Here is a 16,783-nt window from a genome sequence, read left to right on the forward strand (position 1 = left end):
ATCCCCGCCGGGCGTCTAACGCACTGCCGCCGTGGTGTCCGACCTCTCGTCACGTTCGGCGCCCGTGGAGACGCCCCGGCGCGCGCCCGCCCCCACCCCAACCGGCCCCCACCCCCGACCCCGCCCGGCATGACAGGCCCTTCGTACCCCGCCCAAGCGGCGCAGCCACCCGCAGCCAACCCGCCCCCCAGGCTCCGGTCACACCCCCCCGGCGGTGGAGGGCGTCCAGGCCGGCCATGTCGTCCGCGGTCAGCCGCACCCCGCCCGCCGCCACGTTCGCCTCCAGGTGGTCGGGGTCGCCGGTGCCGGGGATGGCCAGGACGTGCGGCCCCCGCGCCAGGGTCCACGCCAGCCGCACCTGCGCCGGGCTCGCGCCGTGCGCCCGCGCGACCACACGCACCTCCTCGTGCTCCGTGCCGCTCGCGCCCGCCTGTCGCCCGTCGCCGGCGATGGAGTAGAAGGGGACGAAGGCGATCCCCAGTTCGCCGCAGGTGCGCAGGAACGCGTCGTGCTCGGGCCGCACCCCGATGCCGTACATGTTCTGCACGCAGACCACCGGCGCGATGGCCCGCGCCTCCTCCAGGTGTTCGGGGGTGACGTTGGAGATGCCCAGGTGGCGGATGAGCCCCGCCTCGCGCAGCTCGGCGAGCGCTCCGAAGCGCTCGGCGATGGAGTCGCTCCCGACGACGCGCAGGTTCACCACGTCGAGGTGGTCGCGGCCCAGCTGCCGTAGGTTCTCCTCGACCTGGCCGCGCAGCTGCCGGGCGGTGGCATGGGGGATCCACGCCCCGGACGGGTGCCGGCCGGGCCCGACCTTGGTGGTGATGACGAGGTCCTCCGGGTAGGGGGCCAGCGCCCGGCTGATCAGTTCGTTGGCGGAGCGCAGCGGTGAGAAGTAGAACGCGGCGGTGTCGATGTGGTTCACGCCGAGCTCGACGGCCCGCCGCAGCACGCCGATCGCCCGGCCCCGGTCGCTGGGCACGGCATCGTCGGCGAAGGCCTCGCCGCTCTGCGTCAGACGCATCGCGCCGAAACCGATCCGGTTGATCTCCAGGTCGCCGAGTGTCCAGGTACCCGCGGCCGCCGCGGTCATGGTCTGTGAGGTCATGCCCGGATGCTCTCCGCTGTGTAGGCTGCCGGACCATTGATTAAGGCATGTGTGAATCCATGTGTGAATCCTCGGGGGAGGCCTGCGGTGCGGGCGGAGTTGACGTTCTCGGTGGGCGATCTGGCGCAGATGCGGTTCGCCGTCTCGCCGATGTGGGAGGTCGGCCCCAGCTTCCGGTTGCTGCGTTCCGGCGCAGCGTCCCCCGTGCACCGGCCGTGGGTCGCGCAGGTGGGGCCACGCCTGGCGGCGGCCGGCCTCGACCGGGGCTGGCTGGCCGAACTGATCCCGCCCTCGGGATACGTTCCCGACTTCCTCAATCCGGCGCCGAGCGGGCCGGCCCCCACCCTGACGGAGGAACTGGCCGGCATCCGCGCCGCTCCCGCCGCCCGGGTGCGCGAGGACCTCGACCGCCTGCGGCACGAGCAGGGCGGCCTCGGCCCCAGGACGCGGAGCCTGTACGCCGAACCGCGGGGCCGTCTGGAGCGGGTCGCGGAGGAGATCGAGACCTACTGGGAGCTGGCCCTGGCGCCGTACTGGGCGCGGATCCGCGCCGTACTCGACGCCGACGTCTTCCACCGGGCCCGGCAGGTCGCCGAGCACGGCGCGGGCCGGCTCTTCAACGATCTGCATCCGTCGGTGAGCTGGGACGACAACGCGCTCCGGCTGGCGCGCCGACACCGGCCGCTGTCCCGCAGGACGGCGGGCGCGGGTCTGCTGCTGATCCCCTCGGTCTTCACCGGGCCGGTTCCGTTCACCCGCGTGACGCCTCCGGAACCGCCGCAGCTCGCCTATCCGGCGCGCGGTACGGGTGCGCTGTGGGAATCCCGGCCCGTCGCCCGCAGCGAGGCCCTGGCCGCCGTGCTCGGCCGCTCCCGGACCCTGCTGCTGACCGAACTGGACTCCCCGGCCTCCACCACCGAACTGGCCCGGCGCAGTGGCCTCTCGGCCGCCGGGGTGTCCCAGAACCTGACGGCCCTGCGTGCCGCGGGCCTGGTCAGCGCCCACCGGGCCGGCCGCTCGGTGCTCTACGCCCGCACCGCGGTCGCCGAGTCCGTCCTCGCCGCATCCTCCGAGGAGGGGGCTCCGCAGGTGCGCCCGCCCCACTCGTCCGGGTGATCACCTTTCGCCACTCTCGATCCGTGGGGGGACATGTCGCTATAAAGGGGCCGTCATGTTGATCAACTGATGGGCACTCACCATGCTGAAGGCCGCCCTGCGGGTCCTCGCCGCCGCTTCGCTCGCCTCCGCCGCCGCCATCTCCCCGGCCGCCGCCGCATCTTCCCTCCCCGCGCCCGCCCCGGACACCGGCCCCTGCGGGCCCGTTTCCGAGTTCGACTCGTGGGACTGGTTCAGCACCACCACCAACCCCTTCATCGCCTACGCCGTCGAGGCCGCGGCGAAGGCCGAGAACTGGCACTGGCGCGTCGACGACAACACCCTGTGGCGCGGCGACACCCGCGAAAACGTCGAGGAGCTCTTCCAGACGGGCTTCACCCCGCGCGGCGACCAACTGACCCCGCTGGCCGAGTACATCGTCAAGGGCGGCGGCCAGACCAGCGCCCACCTGAGCACCAGCTGCGAGAAGTGGGTGGCCGAGAAGTTCGCCACCTACGGCGCGGCCAAGACGGGATGGGTCTACGAGATCGAGGCCCCGGGCGGCATCGACGTGAACTCCACCGCCTGGGCCAACCACTACGAGTCGCCCTACCTGTGGAACAAGGAGATCGACTTCCCCGGCGGGGTCGAGGGGCGGTTCATCAAGCAGGCCTGCAAGATCCGCCTGGTCGGAACCGACCCGGTGACCAAGGTCAACACCTACGAGAACCTCGGCTGCAAGGACAACCAGGGCTTCGCGCCCTTCCGCGCCGTCGACGAGCCGGCGCTCGGCCACTGACGCCCGCAGTGTGACGGCTGACGGCTGACGTCGCGGGCCCGTCCGGGAGTTCGTGGCAGTGGTGGGACCACCTCGGGTGATCCCACCACCGACGGACGACCACCGACCGCCGACCGCGTGTGCGGTCAGACGGGGCCGTCCTTGAGGGAGCGGCCGAACTGCTCGTCCAGGACGGACAGCCGCCGCCAGTACTCGTCCTCGTCGATCTCGCCCGAGGCGAAGCGCCGCCCCAGGATCGCGATCGGCGAGTGCTCACCGTACGCCGCGGCCCGGTTCTGCCACGGCGCACGGCGGCCGCGCCACACGGTGCGGCGCAGGACGGTGACGACGCCGATGACGACCGCCGCCCAGATCAGCGGGAAGAACAGGACCCAGGGGCCCGGTCCGTCGTACGCGAGGGTGGTGAAGGTGTTCATCTCGGTTCAGCTCCTCGGAATCGTGGACTCTTCGTCTCACTCCGAGACTGGCTCCGGGAGGGGCGCCGGGTCGTCGTACGGCCGGCTGCACCGTGGGTACTTCCGCGGGAGTAGGGCCGCGGGCGCCGGGTCGGCCGGGGCAGCCGGTCAGCCGAGCCAGCCGGGCCGGACCAGTCCCGACTCGTAGGCCAGGACGACCAGCTGCGCGCGGTCCCGAGCACCGAGCTTGACCATGGTCCGGCTGACGTGCGTCTTCGCAGTGAGCGGGCTGACCACCAGTCGGCGGGCGATCTCCTCATTGGACAGGCCCATGCCGACCAACGCCATCACCTCCCGCTCCCGCTCGGTGAGCCGGCCCAGATCCGCCGCCGCGGCGGGCTGTTTCGAACGCGCCGCGAACTCCGCGATCAGGCGGCGCGTGACCCCGGGGGACAGCAGGGCGTCGCCCCCGACCACCGCCCGCACCGCGCGCAGCAGTTCCTCCGGCTCGGTGTCCTTGACCAGGAACCCGGAGGCACCGGACCGGATCGCCTCGAAGACGTACTCGTCGAGCTCGAAGGTGGTGAGCATGACCACCCGCACGGCCGTCAGGTCCCCGTCCTCGGTGATCCTGCGGGTGGCCTCGAGCCCGTCCAGCACCGGCATCCGGATGTCCATGAGCACCACGTCGGGCCGCAGCTCCCGCACCAGCCGTACGGCCTCCTCGCCGTTCGCGGCCTCGCCCGCCACCTCGATGTCGGGCTGTGCGTCGAGCAGTGCCCGGAACCCGGCCCGGACGAGGAGCTGGTCATCGGCCAGCAGCACCCGGATCACGGATCCCCCTCGGCGGTCGCGGCTGTCAGCGGGAGCCGCGCGACCACCCGGAATCCACCGTCCGGACGCGGTCCGGCCTCGACGTCGCCGCCCAGGGCCGACGCCCGCTCCCGCATCCCGACGAGACCGTTGCCACTGCCGTCCGAGGCTCCGCCCGTGGCCGGGCCGTCATCGTCCACCCGGAGCTCCAGCGCGCCGGGGAGCCAGGCCAGGCGGATGCGGGCCGTGCGCGCTCCGGAGTGCCGCACGACATTGGTCAGCGCCTCCTGGAGGATCCGGAAGGCGGCCAGGTCCACCCCGGGCGCCAGCGCCCGGGACTCTCCCTCGGCCGTGACCTCGACGGTGAGCCCGGCGGCCGCCGCCTGCTCCACGAGCTCGTCGAGCCGGTCGAGGCCCGGAGCCGGGGTGCGGGGCGCCTCGCCGGGGGCGCGCAGGGTGTCGAGGACCTGCCGGACCTCGCCCAGGGCCTCCTTGCTCGCCGCCTTGATGGTGGTCAGCGCCGTACGGGCCTGCTCGGGGTCGGAGTCGAGCAGGGCCAGCCCGACCCCCGCCTGGACGTTGATCACCGAGATGCTGTGGGCGAGGACGTCGTGCAGCTCACGGGCGATCCGCAGCCGCTCCTCGTCCACCCGGCGTCTCTCCGCCGCCCTGCGCTCGGCCCGCTCACGGGCCCACTGCTCCCTACGCATGCGGACCAGCTCGGAGACGGCGAGGATGGCGAGGACCCACGCGGTGACGGCCAGCTCCTGCGACCAGGGCGCCGGCCCGTCCCCGCCGGGCGGGAGCCACCGGTACAGCCAGTGACCGATCAGCAGGTGCCCGGCCCACAGCAGGCCGACGGCCCCCCAGGCGGCCCGCCGACGACCCGCGACGACGGCGGCGAAGCAGGCCACCGCCAGGCTGAGGAAGACGGGGCCGTAGGGGTACCCGGCGCCGATGTAGACCAGGGTCACTGCGCTGACCGCATAGACCACGGCCACCGGATGGCGGTGCCTCGCCACGAGGAGGGCGGGCCCGAGCAGCAGCAGGAGCCGCGCGAAGCCGTCCAGGGCCACCCGCCCGCTCTGCGCGTGCGCGGCCCATCCGGCACCGACCTGCGCGAAGACCGCGACGAGCAGCGCGGAGCGCCAGGCCGGGCCCCGCCCGGTCCGCTCCACCCATCTGCGCCACGGGGGACCCGGGCGCTCGCGCAGCTCGTCCATACGGCCACGCTAGACGGCGCCCGCTCTCACCCGCGTCACCCCGGCGTAGCGTTTCCGGCGTACTCCCCAGGTAGTACGCGGACCAGACGCTGTAGGTCGTACGCGCCCCACCCCCCGGCCCCCTCCGCCTCCGGGCCCTGCGGATGCGAGGCTCGCCCGGATGGGGGAAGCTGGGCATGATCTCAGCGCCGAAACTGGGACCGACGGGCGAGGAGGACGTCGTGGACGCATCAGGAGACGGCCGGCGCGTCCGGGGCCCCTGGGCCGGGATGCGGACCGCCACTCTGCTCTGTGCGGCCGCGGCGCTCGCGGCGGGCACCGTACCGGCCTCCGCGCAGCCCCGGGCCGTACCCGCTCCCGCCCCGGATCCACTCGTGGTCGTCGACTGCTTCGCCAAGCCCCAGGTACGCCCCGAGGAGTACCTGTTGGCCTGCGGCGACGGCAACAACCGCCTCGTACGGCTCCGCTGGGACACCTGGGGCCCCAGGACCGCGACGGCCACCGGCACCGACCTGGTGAACGACTGCAAGCCCTACTGCGCGGCGGGCCGTTTCCGGTCCTACCCGGTGACGGTGACGCTGAGCAGCCCGAAGCCGTGGCCGGACCGCCCCGACGTCCGGCGCTTCACGATGATCCGGCTCCTCTACACGGACACCGCGCCGACCCCGGTCCCCAAGGACGTGAGCTACAAGCTCGTGTTCTGACCCGGTCCGCCCATCCCGGCGGCGTCGGCCGCGATCCGGGCCGGTCAGAGACCCGAGGGATGCTTGGAGAGCCAGTCGGCATACCGATCGCGGATCCGGTCCCGTTCCTCCGAGGTGGTGAGGAAGACATCGGCGCCACCGTCGTAGGGATGGTGGATGCGCTGCATACGGGTGTCGGTGATGAGGACTCCCGCCACCTTGTCGTCAGCAATGTCTCGGAGCAACTCGTCGACGCAGCCCCGCCGCCAAGGCCTGCGGACGGCGAAGAGGTGGCAGTACGTGCGGAACTCAGGGTCAGGGTCGTCCTCCACCAGCAGGCTCTGCCAGTACTCCGTGACCGGGTGTGGTGACGGAACCTCGGCTTCGGTCGTCCAGAGCGGAGTGATCACGTACACGTCCGCGCCAGCGAACAACTCATCGAGGACGGTGTTGTAACGGTCCAGGACGACGGTGTACTCGCTCTCGTCCTCCGCGTACCGCTTCGACTCCGGCAGGCTATGGAAACGTACCCAGACATCCCGATACGGGTCACGGAGCTTGTACCCAACCGGTGGGAAACTGGGCCAACGCTGCTGCCACAAATCCGTCAGATCAGTCTGCCCGTCTTCAGACACCCGCCGCACTCGTCCTCTCGCACATGAACCTACCGGCGACCATGATGCCGGGGCTCAACCCCGAGAGAAACCGACTTCACAGCTGTCGCTTCGCCGGCTGCTGACGTAGCCGGTCCAGGCGCGCTTGACGAAGTTCATCCGGTCCGGCGCCCTGTCGACGCTGGTCCCGGGCAGAGCGGCGAGGCAACCGGCGGGTGCGTCGGCCGTCGGCTGGACTCCTGCCTCGGCGTGCGGGGCACCGGAGGGCACGAGGGCAACCCCGACGAGCTCGCCCGCCCCGTACGCCTGGAACGTCATCGCGAGCCGGTACGCACGGTCCTTCGGGCGTAGGGTTCCGGCCGTGCACTTGCGCGGGTTCGCGAAGACCTGCGCGCCGTGCGCGCCGCGGACCTCGTCCGCGGTCTCGAACTGCGCCTGCGTGAACAGGACCTCGCCGCGCGCCTCGAACGGGGCCGGTACGGGCTACCTGACGTCGTCCTCTCCGTGCAGGTGCCCGTTGCCGCGGGTGATGATCTGCTCCAGCCGACGGGCGCGATAACGGGCGGCGACGGCCGCTCCGGCCATCCTCGGCCCGACCGTGAACGTCAGCGGGCGGGCGGCTCTGGCCCCCAGGCGGGCACGGACAGGCGCAGCCGGTCGTAAGTGGGCTCGTCCAGGGGGGTGTTCGCGCCCCCGTGGCAGGCGTGGGACGCCTCGCGCACGGTCGGAACGCGGCACGGCAGTCGGCGTGGCCGGATACACCGGATATGTCGGAGACGCCGGCTACGCCGAGCATGCCCACGACGCGGCCACGCCGACGAGGCCGAGCACGCCAAAGGCTGGCTGCGCCCAGCAGCGCCTCCTAGGCCCGGGGATCGGCACCGGGATGATCCCCTCGCGCGGGGCCCGCAGCGAACCTCGGTGTGGAGCGTGGGGAGTGCATGGGTGGGCGAAGTCGGTCAAATCCGGCGAGCCGGTCACGGAATCGACGGGTCCGCCTCCGCCCCGGCAGCGCCGACAGGCTAGATTGCACCGGGCCGGGAGCCGCCCCGGACGTCCGCCACCGGCGGCGACAGGTCGGCGCCCTGCCGTAGATTGCCCCACGGTCGCAGGGCCGGGCGGGGGCACACGGGACGAGAACGGGCAGGAGTGGGCTGGACATGGCGCGACGCGAACGCGCGGAGACGGGCCGGGGTGTCACCTCCGCCACGCCCGCGGTTCCGGGCTCCGAGATAGCCGCGGCGGCCGACGGCGGGCTCGCGGCCCGGGGGTGGCTCCGCCTGGGGCGGGACGGCCGGCTGACCGCCTACGCGAGCTGCGCCGAGGGTCTGGTGCGCTGGACCGAGTCGGCCCCCGGTTCGGACGTCTGGCAGGGGCCCGACCTGTTCCCCGTGGAGGGCTGGGCCGGCCGGCTCACGCTGGCCCAGGACGCAGGCGGTTTCGTCTGGTTCGCCGGCACCCGCTACCGGGACGACGCGCCGGGCGGCCGCGAGGTGATCATCGCCGCCCAGTACCAGACCGGCCGCCCGCTCAGCGACTGGCGCGCCCTGGGCAATCCGTTCCCCGAGCGGGAGCAGGAGGGCGAGGTCCCGGCCCCGCCCGGTGACCCGATGGTGCTGCCGGACGGCGCCGGATCGCTCCACGTCGTCGCGACCCGGTTCGGGGTCGGCGTACGGGGCCGCACCCGGGCCGCCGACGGCACATGGGGCAATTGGGTGGACTATCAGGGCAAATGGGCACGAGGCGCCGTCGTCCCCCTGGTCACGGCCCACGGCCGCGCCGAGTTCCTCGCACCCTTCCGGGGCGGCGCCGCGTACTGGGGCCAGGACGGCCCCGGCAGCGACTTCAGGTGGCTCGGACGCCTGGAGGCGGATGCCGTCGAGGGGACGTACAGCGCCTACGAGACGGGGCCCGGCACCGGCACCTACTTCTGGCGCCACCCGGCGGACGGCGGCGTGATCGCCTACCGCCCTATGGCCCCCGCCGGAGCGCCCCGCGTGCCCATGCCGCTGGGCGGGGCGGGCGGCGCCGGCCCGGTGGGCGTGGCCCGTACGCGCATCAACGGCTACGACTGCACCGTGCTGCTGCAGCGGGGTGCCGAGGGATGCCCCGAGATCGCCGCCTATCCCACGGAGGGTGAGCAGTACGGCGCATGGTGGGCCCCCGTGGGGGACCGGTGCGCCGGACTTCCGGCCATCGCCCTCGACGCCCGTGGTGCGGTCACGATCGCGATGATCGACACGCATGGCAGGCTGCGGATCGCCCGTCAGGACCTCATGGACGCCGGCCTCGCCTTCGAGCCCTGGTGTCACGTGGGGTGACCTACCTCACCGGGCGTGGGGGTGTTCCGACGGGTGACGGTCCGTCCTTTCGCGCGTCACCCCGAACCGGAGGGGAGTTGGTGTGCCGTCGGCGTTGTGACGGATATCGCTCATTCGCAGACGTGAAGCTTCGAGAGGCTTGCGCGCTTGTGAATAGTTGCTCGCCGTTGCGCAATTGCCCTACGCTGCGCACACCCTGTGAGGCTCGCATAAGTGTGCGGGTCGAGGGTGGGGGAGGGTCGAGTGTGCGGGGAGCGGTGGGTGACCAGATTCAGGGGCGGGTCTGGCGGCGCGCCGTGGCGGTTCCCGGCGTGCTGTGAGAAGTGTGTCTATCAAGGAGTTCTCTGAGTGGCAGGTATGCCCCGCCTGAGCGTCGTCGTGCCCTTTCAGGACGTCGAGATCTACCTTGAGGAGTGCCTCGAGTCGATAGCCAGGCAGACGTTCCGCGACCTTGAAGTGATCATGGTCGACGACGGCTCGACCGACTCCTCGACCGCGATCGCATCGGACTTCGCCCGCCGGGACCCGCGCTTCCGGCTGCTGCGGCAGGAGTCGATGGGACCGGGCCACGCCAGGAACGTCGGCATCCGCGCCGCCCACCCCCAGGCGGAGTTCCTCGCGTTCGTCGACGGCGACGACGTGATACCCGAGTACGCCTACGAGTTGCTCGTGCGGACGCTCGAATCCTCCGGCTCCGACTTCGTCTCCGGCAACGTGCAGATGATGAACTCCACCAAGAGGTGGCAGTCCCCGCTGCACAAGGCGCCCATGCGCAGCAGCAAGCGCGGCACGCACATCACCAAGCTGCCCGACCTCATCTACGACCGCACGGTGTGGAACAAGGTGTTCCGGCGGTCCTTCTGGGACTACCACTACATCGCGTTCCCCGAGGGCGTGATGTACGAGGACTCCTGGGTCAACATGTTCGCCCACTTCCGGGCCGCCAAGGTCGACATCCTCACGGACATCGTCTACTTCTGGCGCCGGCGCGAGGGCGGCGCCGCACCCTCCATCACCCAGCGGCACACCGAGTTCAGCAACCTCCGGGACCGTGTCGCCGCTGTGCAGTCGGTCAGCCGCTTCCTCGCCGGACACCGTGCGCGCTCCTACTCCGACCACAAGCGCAAGTACGATCTCGCCTGTCTCAAGTCGGACTTGATGCTGCACCTGAAGGTGCTTCCGGACGCCGACGAGGAGTACCGGGACGCCTTCATGCGGTGGGGGAACGAGTTCCTGGACGAGGCCGACGCGGACATCATCCACGAACTGCCCGCCGACGCCCGGGTCAAATGGCTCCTGGTGCGCGAGGGGCGGCTCAAGGAACTGCTGGACGTCGTCGAGTTCGAGCGCAAGGGCGGCCCCCTGCCCGTGCAGCGGCGCTTCCACCGCTACCTCAACTACCCCTACCTCGGCGACCGTTCGATCGGGATAGACAAGAGCGCCTACCGGCTCGACAAGGAACTCTCGCTGCACGGCTCGCTGGCCGGCGCGCGCTGGGACGACTCCGAGCACCTGACCCTGGAGGGGTCCGCGTACGTCCGCTTCATCAACGTGCACAAGCGGCACATGTCGATGAAGGCCATCGCGCTGCGCAACAAGAAGCAGGGCAGGGTGGTCGTCGCCAAGGCGAAGACCACGTACTACCCGCAGGCCACCGAATACTCCCAGCAGAGCCGTTACTGCTACGACTGGTCCGGGTTCCAGGTCCGCTTCGACGTCTCCCGCCTCAAGCGCAAGGGCGAATGGGTGGAGGGGACGTGGGACGTGGCCGCCGGCGTCCTCAGCCGCGGGCTCTTCCGCTACAAGGGCATAGCCCGGGGCGGTGCGGGCAGTGCGGCCAATCCGCCCTACCAGTACGTGGAGAAGAACACCCGCGTGGTGCCGCTCTTCCTCCAGGGCAAGCTCAAACTCCGTGTGGAGAGGGTGCGTTGCCGCATCACGCGGCACCGGATCGTCGGCGACCACCTGGAGCTGCGAGGCGTCTACCTCGGCCCCAAGCTCCCCGAGTGGGGCAAGTTCCGGGTCACCAGCATGGGCGGCGCGGGCCGGCACGACGCGTGGGTCCAGTTCCAGCCGGGCGGCGAGGGGTGGTTCACCTTCGTGACCCGCATCCCCGTCAAGGCCCTCGTCCCCGGGCACCGCACCACCTCCTCCGACGGGGTCCCGGAGTCCTGGAACACCGGGGCCAACGGCTGGAAGACCACCCTGCACGTCGAGGGACGCAAGGCGGCCATCTACCCCGTCATGGCGGAGGACGCCACCGACGGCCACTACCGGATGCCGGCCGGACTGCAGACCGAGCGCGGTGACCGCGAGGTCTTCGTGCACCGCAACGGCTCCGGCTACGTCGTGCTGTTCGAGCGCGACACCCTGCCGCTCGCCAAGTCCGCCACCTGGCACCCCGACGGCTCCCTGGAGGTCGCCGTCGGCTACGCCGCGCAGGACAAGCTCGACTCCGCGGAGTTCGCCGCGGCGCACATCGTCGTACGCTCCCGGGCCCACGGCGCGGAGCGCGTGGTGCCCATCACCTGGTACGGCGAGGAGTTCCGCTTCGTCGTCACCCCCGCGGCCATGCGCAACCTCGCCGGGGACATCCCGCTGGCCGCCGGCCGCTGGGACTTCTTCCTGCGCCGCCAGGACCCGTCCGCCGTCACCGCGGAGAACCGCTCCAGCGACCTCATGGTCAAGATGACGCAGGAGCTGATCCCCGCCTTCCCCAGCGAGATGACCAGCAACGAGCGGCGCTACGAGCTCCAGGCGGAGGCCTACGACAGGCTCTCGCTCCTGGTCCACTCGGCCATGCCGGACGAGGCCCGCGGCCCCTACCGGCAGAAGCTGATGCGCACCAAGACCTATCCGGAGGCCCGTCGCAAGCCGCTGAAGCAGGCCGTGCTGTTCGACGCCTTCAAGGGCACCCAGTACTCCGACAGCCCCCGCGCCCTGCACGAGGAGATGGTCCGCCGCGGCGTGGACCTCGAGCACCTGTGGGTGGTGCGCGACGACCAGGTCGCCGTACCGCCCACCGCGCGCCCCGTCCGCATGTGGTCGCCCGACTGGTACGAGGCCATGGGCCGGGCGAAGTACGTGGTCGCCAACAACCACCTGCCCGACTGGTTCGAGAAGCGGGACGGCCAGACCGTCGTGCAGACCTGGCACGGCACCCCGCTCAAGCGCATCGGCCACGACATCGAGGCCGTGCACTTCGCGGACAAGCGGTACCTGGAACGCGTGGAGAAGGAGGTGCGGAACTGGGACATGCTGGTGTCCCCGAACAGCTTCAGCACCCCGATCCTCCAGCGGGCCTTCCAGTTCCCGGGCGAGATGGTCGAGAGCGGCTATCCGCGCAACGACGTCCTGCGCCGGGCGGACTCCGGCCGCCGGGCGGCGGAAGTGCGCCGGCGCATCGGGCTCCCGCCGGGCAAGCGGGTCATCATGTACGCGCCGACCTGGCGCGACGACCAGTTCTACGCACCCGGAAAGTACAAGCTCGACTTCCGCATCGACCTCGACGAGGCCCGGGCGCAGCTGAGCCACGACCACGTCCTGCTCGTGCGGCGCCACCCCAACGTGGTGGACCCGGTGCCCGGCGCCGGCGACGGCTTCGTCCACGACGTGTCCGACTACCCGGACATGGCGGACCTCTCGCTCATCACCGACGTGATGATCACGGACTACTCCTCCCTGATGTTCGACTTCGTCAACACCGGGCGGCCGATCCTCTTCTTCACGTACGACCTGGACCACTACCGGGACACCCTGCGCGGCTTCTACTTCGACTTCGAGCAGTCCGCCCCCGGCCCCCTCGTGTACACCTCCCCCGAGCTGATCGGGGCGATCCGCAACATCGACCGCATCCAGCACGGCTACGCCGCCCGCTACCGCTGGTTCCAGCAGGAGTTCTGCGATCTGGACGACGGCTACGCCTCGGCCAGGCTGACCGACCGCATCCTGATCGCCGGAGGAGACCTCGACCCGGCGCGGGCCCAGGCACCGGCCGTCGGCGCGGCGGGCGGCCGCGCCGCGGGCCAGGGGGGTCCGGCGGGCCGCTCGGGTCAGCCAGGTCCCTGGAACGGAGGCACCCTCGGCCAGGTGCCGCGCCAGCCGGTGAGAAGAATGGATTCCGAGCATGTCTAAGGCAGCAGCCCAGAACGCGCGCCGCGTCTTCACCGGCGTCGACACCTCCGGGGCGGTGCCCATCGAGTACCGGTTCTCCCACGCGAGGAACGGCAACCGTCATCTGGTCGTGGTCTTCGCGAACTTCACCGCACCCGGTGAGTACGGCTGGTCGAACGGCGTTCTCGACAAGGTCCGCTCGAACATCCTCTGGGTCCGCGACCTCTTCGACGGCGCGAACACCTACTACCTGTGCAAGGGCATGGACTTCTCCCTGGAGCAGTCCGTCGCCGGGCTCATCTCGCGGGTGATGAACGCGCTGTCCCTCTCGCCGGACGAAGTGACCATGTTCGGCAGCTCCAAGGGCGGCAGCGCGGCCCTGTTCTACGGATTGAAGTACGGCTTCAGGAACATCGTGGCCAGCGTGCCGCAGTTCCTGATCGGGACGTACGTCAAGGAGGGCATCCCCGGCGCGGCCAAGGTGATGATGGGCGAGGTGACGGAGCAGAACGTCCGCATCCTCGACTCGGTCCTCCCCGACCTGGTGCGCAGCGGCGCCAACCCCGCGGCCAACATCTACATGATCACGTCGCCGCAGGACGAGCAGTACAAGCGGCAGGTGGAACCGTTCCTCGGGCTGTTCCAGGGGCGGGAGAACTTCAACTTCGTCTACAACGACTCCTCCCTGATCACCGACCACGGGAAGGTCACGCTGCGCAACCTCCCCACCATCATGGGGCTGCTGAACCTCCTCGTCGACGGAATCACCCCCCGGTTCGGCATGATCCGCAACGGTTTCGAACAGCCGGAGCGCGACACCTCGGCCATCGACGCGTACCTGACGCAGACCTCGCAGGTGAAGAGCGACGGCTCCTTCCCCAAGCCGGTGGTGCTGACGCCGGCGCCGGAGGAGCGGGTGCCCGCCAACACCGTCCGCCTCACGGGGACCGCCCGGGGAGCCGTGCGGGTCAGTTTCTGGCAGGACGGCAAGTACCAGGGCGCCGCTCCGGTCGCCGCCGACGGCACCTGGGTCTGGGAGCGCACCAGCCCGTGGCCCAAGGGACGGCACGTCGTCAGGCTCTTCGGCGCGGACGCGAACAACTACCAGACCGAGCGGACCGAAGTGGTCTTCACCGCCGTGGAGCACACGGCCGAGCCGCTGCCCGAGTACGTACCGGCGCCTGCGCCGGCGCCGAGGCCGGCCCAGCCCCTCGCGCTCTCGGTGACGGCCCCGGCCGCCCACCAGCAGGTGCAGGGCCCCGCCGTCGGCTTCGCCGGCTACGCCCCCGGCGCCGTGCGCGTGGACTTCCAGGAGGGCGGCGTCACCCTGGGCACCTGCGACGTGAGGGCCGACGGCACCTGGGTGTGGGAGTCGGGCTGGGCCTGGAACGAGGGCGACCACTTCGTCGAGGCCATCGCGGTCGACGCCGTCGGCAACGCCTCCCCGTGGACGGCCGTCCCCTTCACCTCGGTGAACGGCTACTCCGTCCCGGCCCAGCAGGGCAACTACTTCAACTCGCGCTACTGACGCCGGGATCGGCCGACGGAGCGGAGGGCTTGGGCGACGGATCGGCGGCGGGGCGGCTCACCCGCATCACCAGCGGCCGGTGGTCGGAGGCCTTGGTCTCCACCACCTCGCAGCCGGTGCGGGGCAGCTGCGTGAAGAGGTAGTCGATCTTCGTGCCGTCCTTGTGCGTGGCGCGCCCCTTGCGGGAGTCACCCTTCTGATCGCACTCGCGGTACGTGTCGTACGCCTCAGACGGCCAGATCCAGGCGGACGTGTTCCGGCCGCCCACCGGCGGCGGAGCGTTGAAGTCCCCGCCGAAGACCGTACGGGCGTCCGTCGCCGCGGTGGCGACCAGGGAGCTCAGCTGGTCGTCGCGGAAGTCCCAGTCGGGGTGCTCGCCGTCGCTCTCCCGCAGCGACAGGTGCGCGTTGCACACCCGCAGCCCCTGGGCGGGCACCCGCGCGCACAGGATCCCGCGGTGCAGGCCCACCGTCGGCTGCTCGGTCGGGACCACCTCCACGTCGGTCAGCCGGGAGGCCGCCAGCAGCCCGTAGCCGGCCTGGCCGCGCCCCTGCCCCGTGCAGTCGACGGAGGCGCGCCGGCCCGCGGCGTCCACCTCGGCGTACGGTTCGAAGACGGAGTGCCACTCCGGGCCCAGCCGCACGGCCGAGGACAGCAGGTCCTCCGAGCACACCTCCTGCAGGAGCAGGACGCGTACGCCGGAGTCGCCGACCAGCTCGCGCAGCTGCTGGAACTTGTCCTTCGGGCTGCCGGTCTCCTCGCAGCTCCACTGCCGCACCCCGCACATGTTCCAGGTGGCCACGGAAACCTGCTCCCCGCTGCCGGCGCCCGGGACCGGAGCCGGAGCCTGCGCGGACGTACACGCCACCACCGAGGTCAGCAGGCCCAGGGTCGCCACCGCGCGGCCGAACCGGCGGCCGGAGGGCCCCCGCCCGGTCTCCATATGTCTTTCCATGCGGACATCATTGGGTATCCGCCGGTCAGACCGTGCATCGGGCCGGGTGATCGGACGACGCGGAGCCCGGGTCGGACCCCGTCCGCACAGGGCCTAGGGTGGGGACGTGGTGACGAACGGGAGTGCGGGCGTGAGCGGTGACCGGGTGCTGTACGGGTGCATGGGCCTCGGCGGGAGCTGGGAGCCCGGTGCGTACGGGCCCGGCGACATAGACGCCGCCGAGGCGGCGATCTCCGCCGCGCTCGACAGCGGGATCACCGCCTTCGACCACGCCGACATCTACCGGCACGGGAAGGCCGAGGCCGTCTTCGGCGAGGTCCTCGCCCGCACGCCGGGGCTGCGCGAACGCATCACGCTCCAGACCAAGTGCGGGATCCGGCTCGGCGACGCGGACCGCCCGGGGATCTACGACCTCCGCGGGGAGAGCATCACGCGGCGGGTGGAGGAGAGCCTGACCCGGCTGCGCACCGACGTGATCGACGTCCTCCTGCTGCACCGCCCCGATCCGCTGGCGGACGTGGACTCGATCGCGTCGGCGCTGACGTCCCTGCACCGGCAGGGCCTCGTAAGGCGCTTCGGCGTGTCCAACATGGGCGCCGCGCAGATCGCCCACCTCCAGGCGCGCCTCGACGTGCCGCTGGTGGCCAACCAGCTGGAGATGAGCCTGCACAGCCGTGACTGGGTCGAGGCCGGGGTGCTGCTCAACACGTCCGGGGCCGCCTCCAACGGCTTCCCGTTCGGCACGCTGGAGCACTGCCGCGACCACGGCATCCGCCTCCAGGCCTGGGGCGCGCTGGCGCAGGGCCGGTTCACCGGCCGCGAGCAGACCGCGGCCGAACGGGCCACCGCGGAGCTGCTCGCCGAGCTGGCCCGGCGCAAGGGCACGACGCCCGAGACGGTGCTGCTGTGGTGGCTGATCCGGCACCCTGCCGGGATCGCGCCCGTCATCGGCACCGCCCGCCCCGACCGGATCCGCGCCTGCCGCGACGCGGCCGTGCGGGAGCCCGACCTCACGCACGAGGAGTGGTACGAGCTCTGGGTCGCGGCCCGCGGGGTCCCGCTGCCCTGATCTCCGTACACCGGCGCGGGGGTTATCCCCACCCGGGGCCGACATGCCTGCTGGATGGGGCGCCGGT

At 71.6% G+C, this 16,783-nt stretch carries 13 protein-coding genes and 1 pseudogene; 7 read left to right on the top strand and 7 right to left on the bottom strand.

The window, feature by feature from the left end:
• Window positions 1-208: 208 nt before the first annotated feature.
• Window positions 209-1,108: pseudogene (locus ACFYP3_RS11275) on the bottom strand (aldo/keto reductase); the annotation flags it as partial.
• A gap of 87 nt (window positions 1,109-1,195) precedes the next feature.
• On the opposite strand from ACFYP3_RS11275, the gene ACFYP3_RS11280 reads away from it, so the two are divergent.
• Window positions 1,196-2,224, top strand: a complete 1,029-nt coding sequence (locus tag ACFYP3_RS11280) for a transcriptional regulator (RefSeq protein WP_388830249.1) — start codon at window positions 1,196-1,198, stop codon at window positions 2,222-2,224.
• Between the two features lie 82 nt (window positions 2,225-2,306).
• Window positions 2,307-3,002 (top strand): hypothetical protein, encoded by a 696-nt coding sequence (locus ACFYP3_RS11285; protein WP_388830252.1) that lies wholly within the window; start codon window positions 2,307-2,309, stop codon window positions 3,000-3,002.
• A 125-nt stretch (window positions 3,003-3,127) separates the two neighbouring features.
• Here the strand turns inward: ACFYP3_RS11285 and ACFYP3_RS11290 are convergent, their stop codons facing one another.
• The 3 genes from ACFYP3_RS11290 to ACFYP3_RS11300 form a co-directional block, all read right to left on the bottom strand.
• Window positions 3,128-3,418 (bottom strand): SHOCT domain-containing protein, encoded by a 291-nt coding sequence (locus ACFYP3_RS11290; RefSeq protein ID WP_030723433.1) that lies wholly within the window; start codon window positions 3,416-3,418, stop codon window positions 3,128-3,130.
• A gap of 147 nt (window positions 3,419-3,565) precedes the next feature.
• Window positions 3,566-4,231, bottom strand: a complete 666-nt coding sequence (locus ACFYP3_RS11295; protein ID WP_388830255.1) for a response regulator — start codon at window positions 4,229-4,231, stop codon at window positions 3,566-3,568.
• Entirely contained in the window at window positions 4,228-5,433 is a 1,206-nt protein-coding gene (locus ACFYP3_RS11300) for a sensor histidine kinase (protein ID WP_388830258.1), read from the bottom strand. The genes ACFYP3_RS11295 and ACFYP3_RS11300 overlap by 4 nt, the downstream gene beginning before the upstream one ends.
• Before the next feature lie 221 nt (window positions 5,434-5,654).
• Between ACFYP3_RS11300 and ACFYP3_RS11305 the strand changes: the two genes are divergently transcribed.
• A complete protein-coding gene (locus ACFYP3_RS11305) occupies window positions 5,655-6,137 on the top strand; it encodes a hypothetical protein (RefSeq protein WP_388830261.1) in 483 nt (160 codons plus the stop codon).
• A gap of 44 nt (window positions 6,138-6,181) precedes the next feature.
• Here ACFYP3_RS11305 and ACFYP3_RS11310 read toward each other — a convergent pair whose 3' ends face one another.
• Window positions 6,182-6,751 carry a hypothetical protein gene (locus tag ACFYP3_RS11310; RefSeq protein WP_388830264.1) on the bottom strand — a complete coding sequence of 190 codons (570 nt, stop codon included), beginning with the start codon at window positions 6,749-6,751 and terminating at the stop codon, window positions 6,182-6,184.
• 54 nt (window positions 6,752-6,805) lie between these two features.
• Window positions 6,806-7,177 (bottom strand): hypothetical protein, encoded by a 372-nt coding sequence (locus ACFYP3_RS11315; RefSeq protein WP_388830765.1) that lies wholly within the window; start codon window positions 7,175-7,177, stop codon window positions 6,806-6,808.
• Between the two features lie 713 nt (window positions 7,178-7,890).
• Between ACFYP3_RS11315 and ACFYP3_RS11320 the strand changes: the two genes are divergently transcribed.
• From ACFYP3_RS11320 to ACFYP3_RS11330, 3 genes are all read left to right on the top strand, one after another.
• A complete protein-coding gene (locus ACFYP3_RS11320; protein ID WP_388830267.1) occupies window positions 7,891-9,051 on the top strand; it encodes a hypothetical protein in 1,161 nt (386 codons plus the stop codon).
• Between the two features lie 357 nt (window positions 9,052-9,408).
• Window positions 9,409-13,185: a CDP-glycerol glycerophosphotransferase family protein gene (locus tag ACFYP3_RS11325; RefSeq protein ID WP_388830767.1), complete on the top strand. Its 3,777-nt coding sequence runs from the start codon at window positions 9,409-9,411 to the stop codon at window positions 13,183-13,185.
• The gene (locus tag ACFYP3_RS11330) at window positions 13,178-14,692 is read left to right on the top strand and encodes a hypothetical protein (protein ID WP_388830270.1); all 1,515 of its coding nucleotides are present in this window, start codon (window positions 13,178-13,180) and stop codon (window positions 14,690-14,692) included. Before ACFYP3_RS11325 ends, ACFYP3_RS11330 begins: the two co-directional genes overlap by 8 nt.
• On the opposite strand, the gene ACFYP3_RS11335 is transcribed toward ACFYP3_RS11330, so the two are convergent.
• A complete protein-coding gene (locus ACFYP3_RS11335; protein WP_388830273.1) occupies window positions 14,676-15,647 on the bottom strand; it encodes an endonuclease/exonuclease/phosphatase family protein in 972 nt (323 codons plus the stop codon). The genes ACFYP3_RS11330 and ACFYP3_RS11335 overlap by 17 nt on opposite strands.
• Window positions 15,648-15,753: 106 nt before the next feature.
• Between ACFYP3_RS11335 and ACFYP3_RS11340 the strand changes: the two genes are divergently transcribed.
• Complete coding sequence (locus tag ACFYP3_RS11340; protein ID WP_388830276.1) at window positions 15,754-16,716, top strand: aldo/keto reductase family oxidoreductase; 963 nt, start codon at window positions 15,754-15,756, stop codon at window positions 16,714-16,716.
• The last annotated feature ends 67 nt before the right edge of the window (window positions 16,717-16,783 follow it).

The sequence above is a fragment of the Streptomyces sp. NPDC005533 genome (genome assembly GCF_042871845.1).
Classification (GTDB): Bacteria; Actinomycetota; Actinomycetes; order Streptomycetales; family Streptomycetaceae; genus Streptomyces.

What these genes read in the sequence shown, in the direction of transcription:
- ACFYP3_RS11285 (WP_388830252.1), top strand. Translation starts at nt 2,307, where the DNA reads ATGCTGAAGGCCGCCCTGCGGGTCCTCGCCGCCGCTTCGCTCGCCTCC.
- ACFYP3_RS11320 (WP_388830267.1), top strand. Translation starts at nt 7,891, where the DNA reads ATGGCGCGACGCGAACGCGCGGAGACGGGCCGGGGTGTCACCTCCGCC.
- ACFYP3_RS11335 (WP_388830273.1), bottom strand. Translation starts at nt 15,647, where the DNA reads ATGGAAAGACATATGGAGACCGGGCGGGGGCCCTCCGGCCGCCGGTTC.
- ACFYP3_RS11290 (WP_030723433.1), bottom strand. Translation starts at nt 3,418, where the DNA reads ATGAACACCTTCACCACCCTCGCGTACGACGGACCGGGCCCCTGGGTC.
- ACFYP3_RS11300 (WP_388830258.1), bottom strand. Translation starts at nt 5,433, where the DNA reads ATGGACGAGCTGCGCGAGCGCCCGGGTCCCCCGTGGCGCAGATGGGTG.
- ACFYP3_RS11325 (WP_388830767.1), top strand. Translation starts at nt 9,409, where the DNA reads ATGCCCCGCCTGAGCGTCGTCGTGCCCTTTCAGGACGTCGAGATCTAC.
- ACFYP3_RS11330 (WP_388830270.1), top strand. Translation starts at nt 13,178, where the DNA reads ATGTCTAAGGCAGCAGCCCAGAACGCGCGCCGCGTCTTCACCGGCGTC.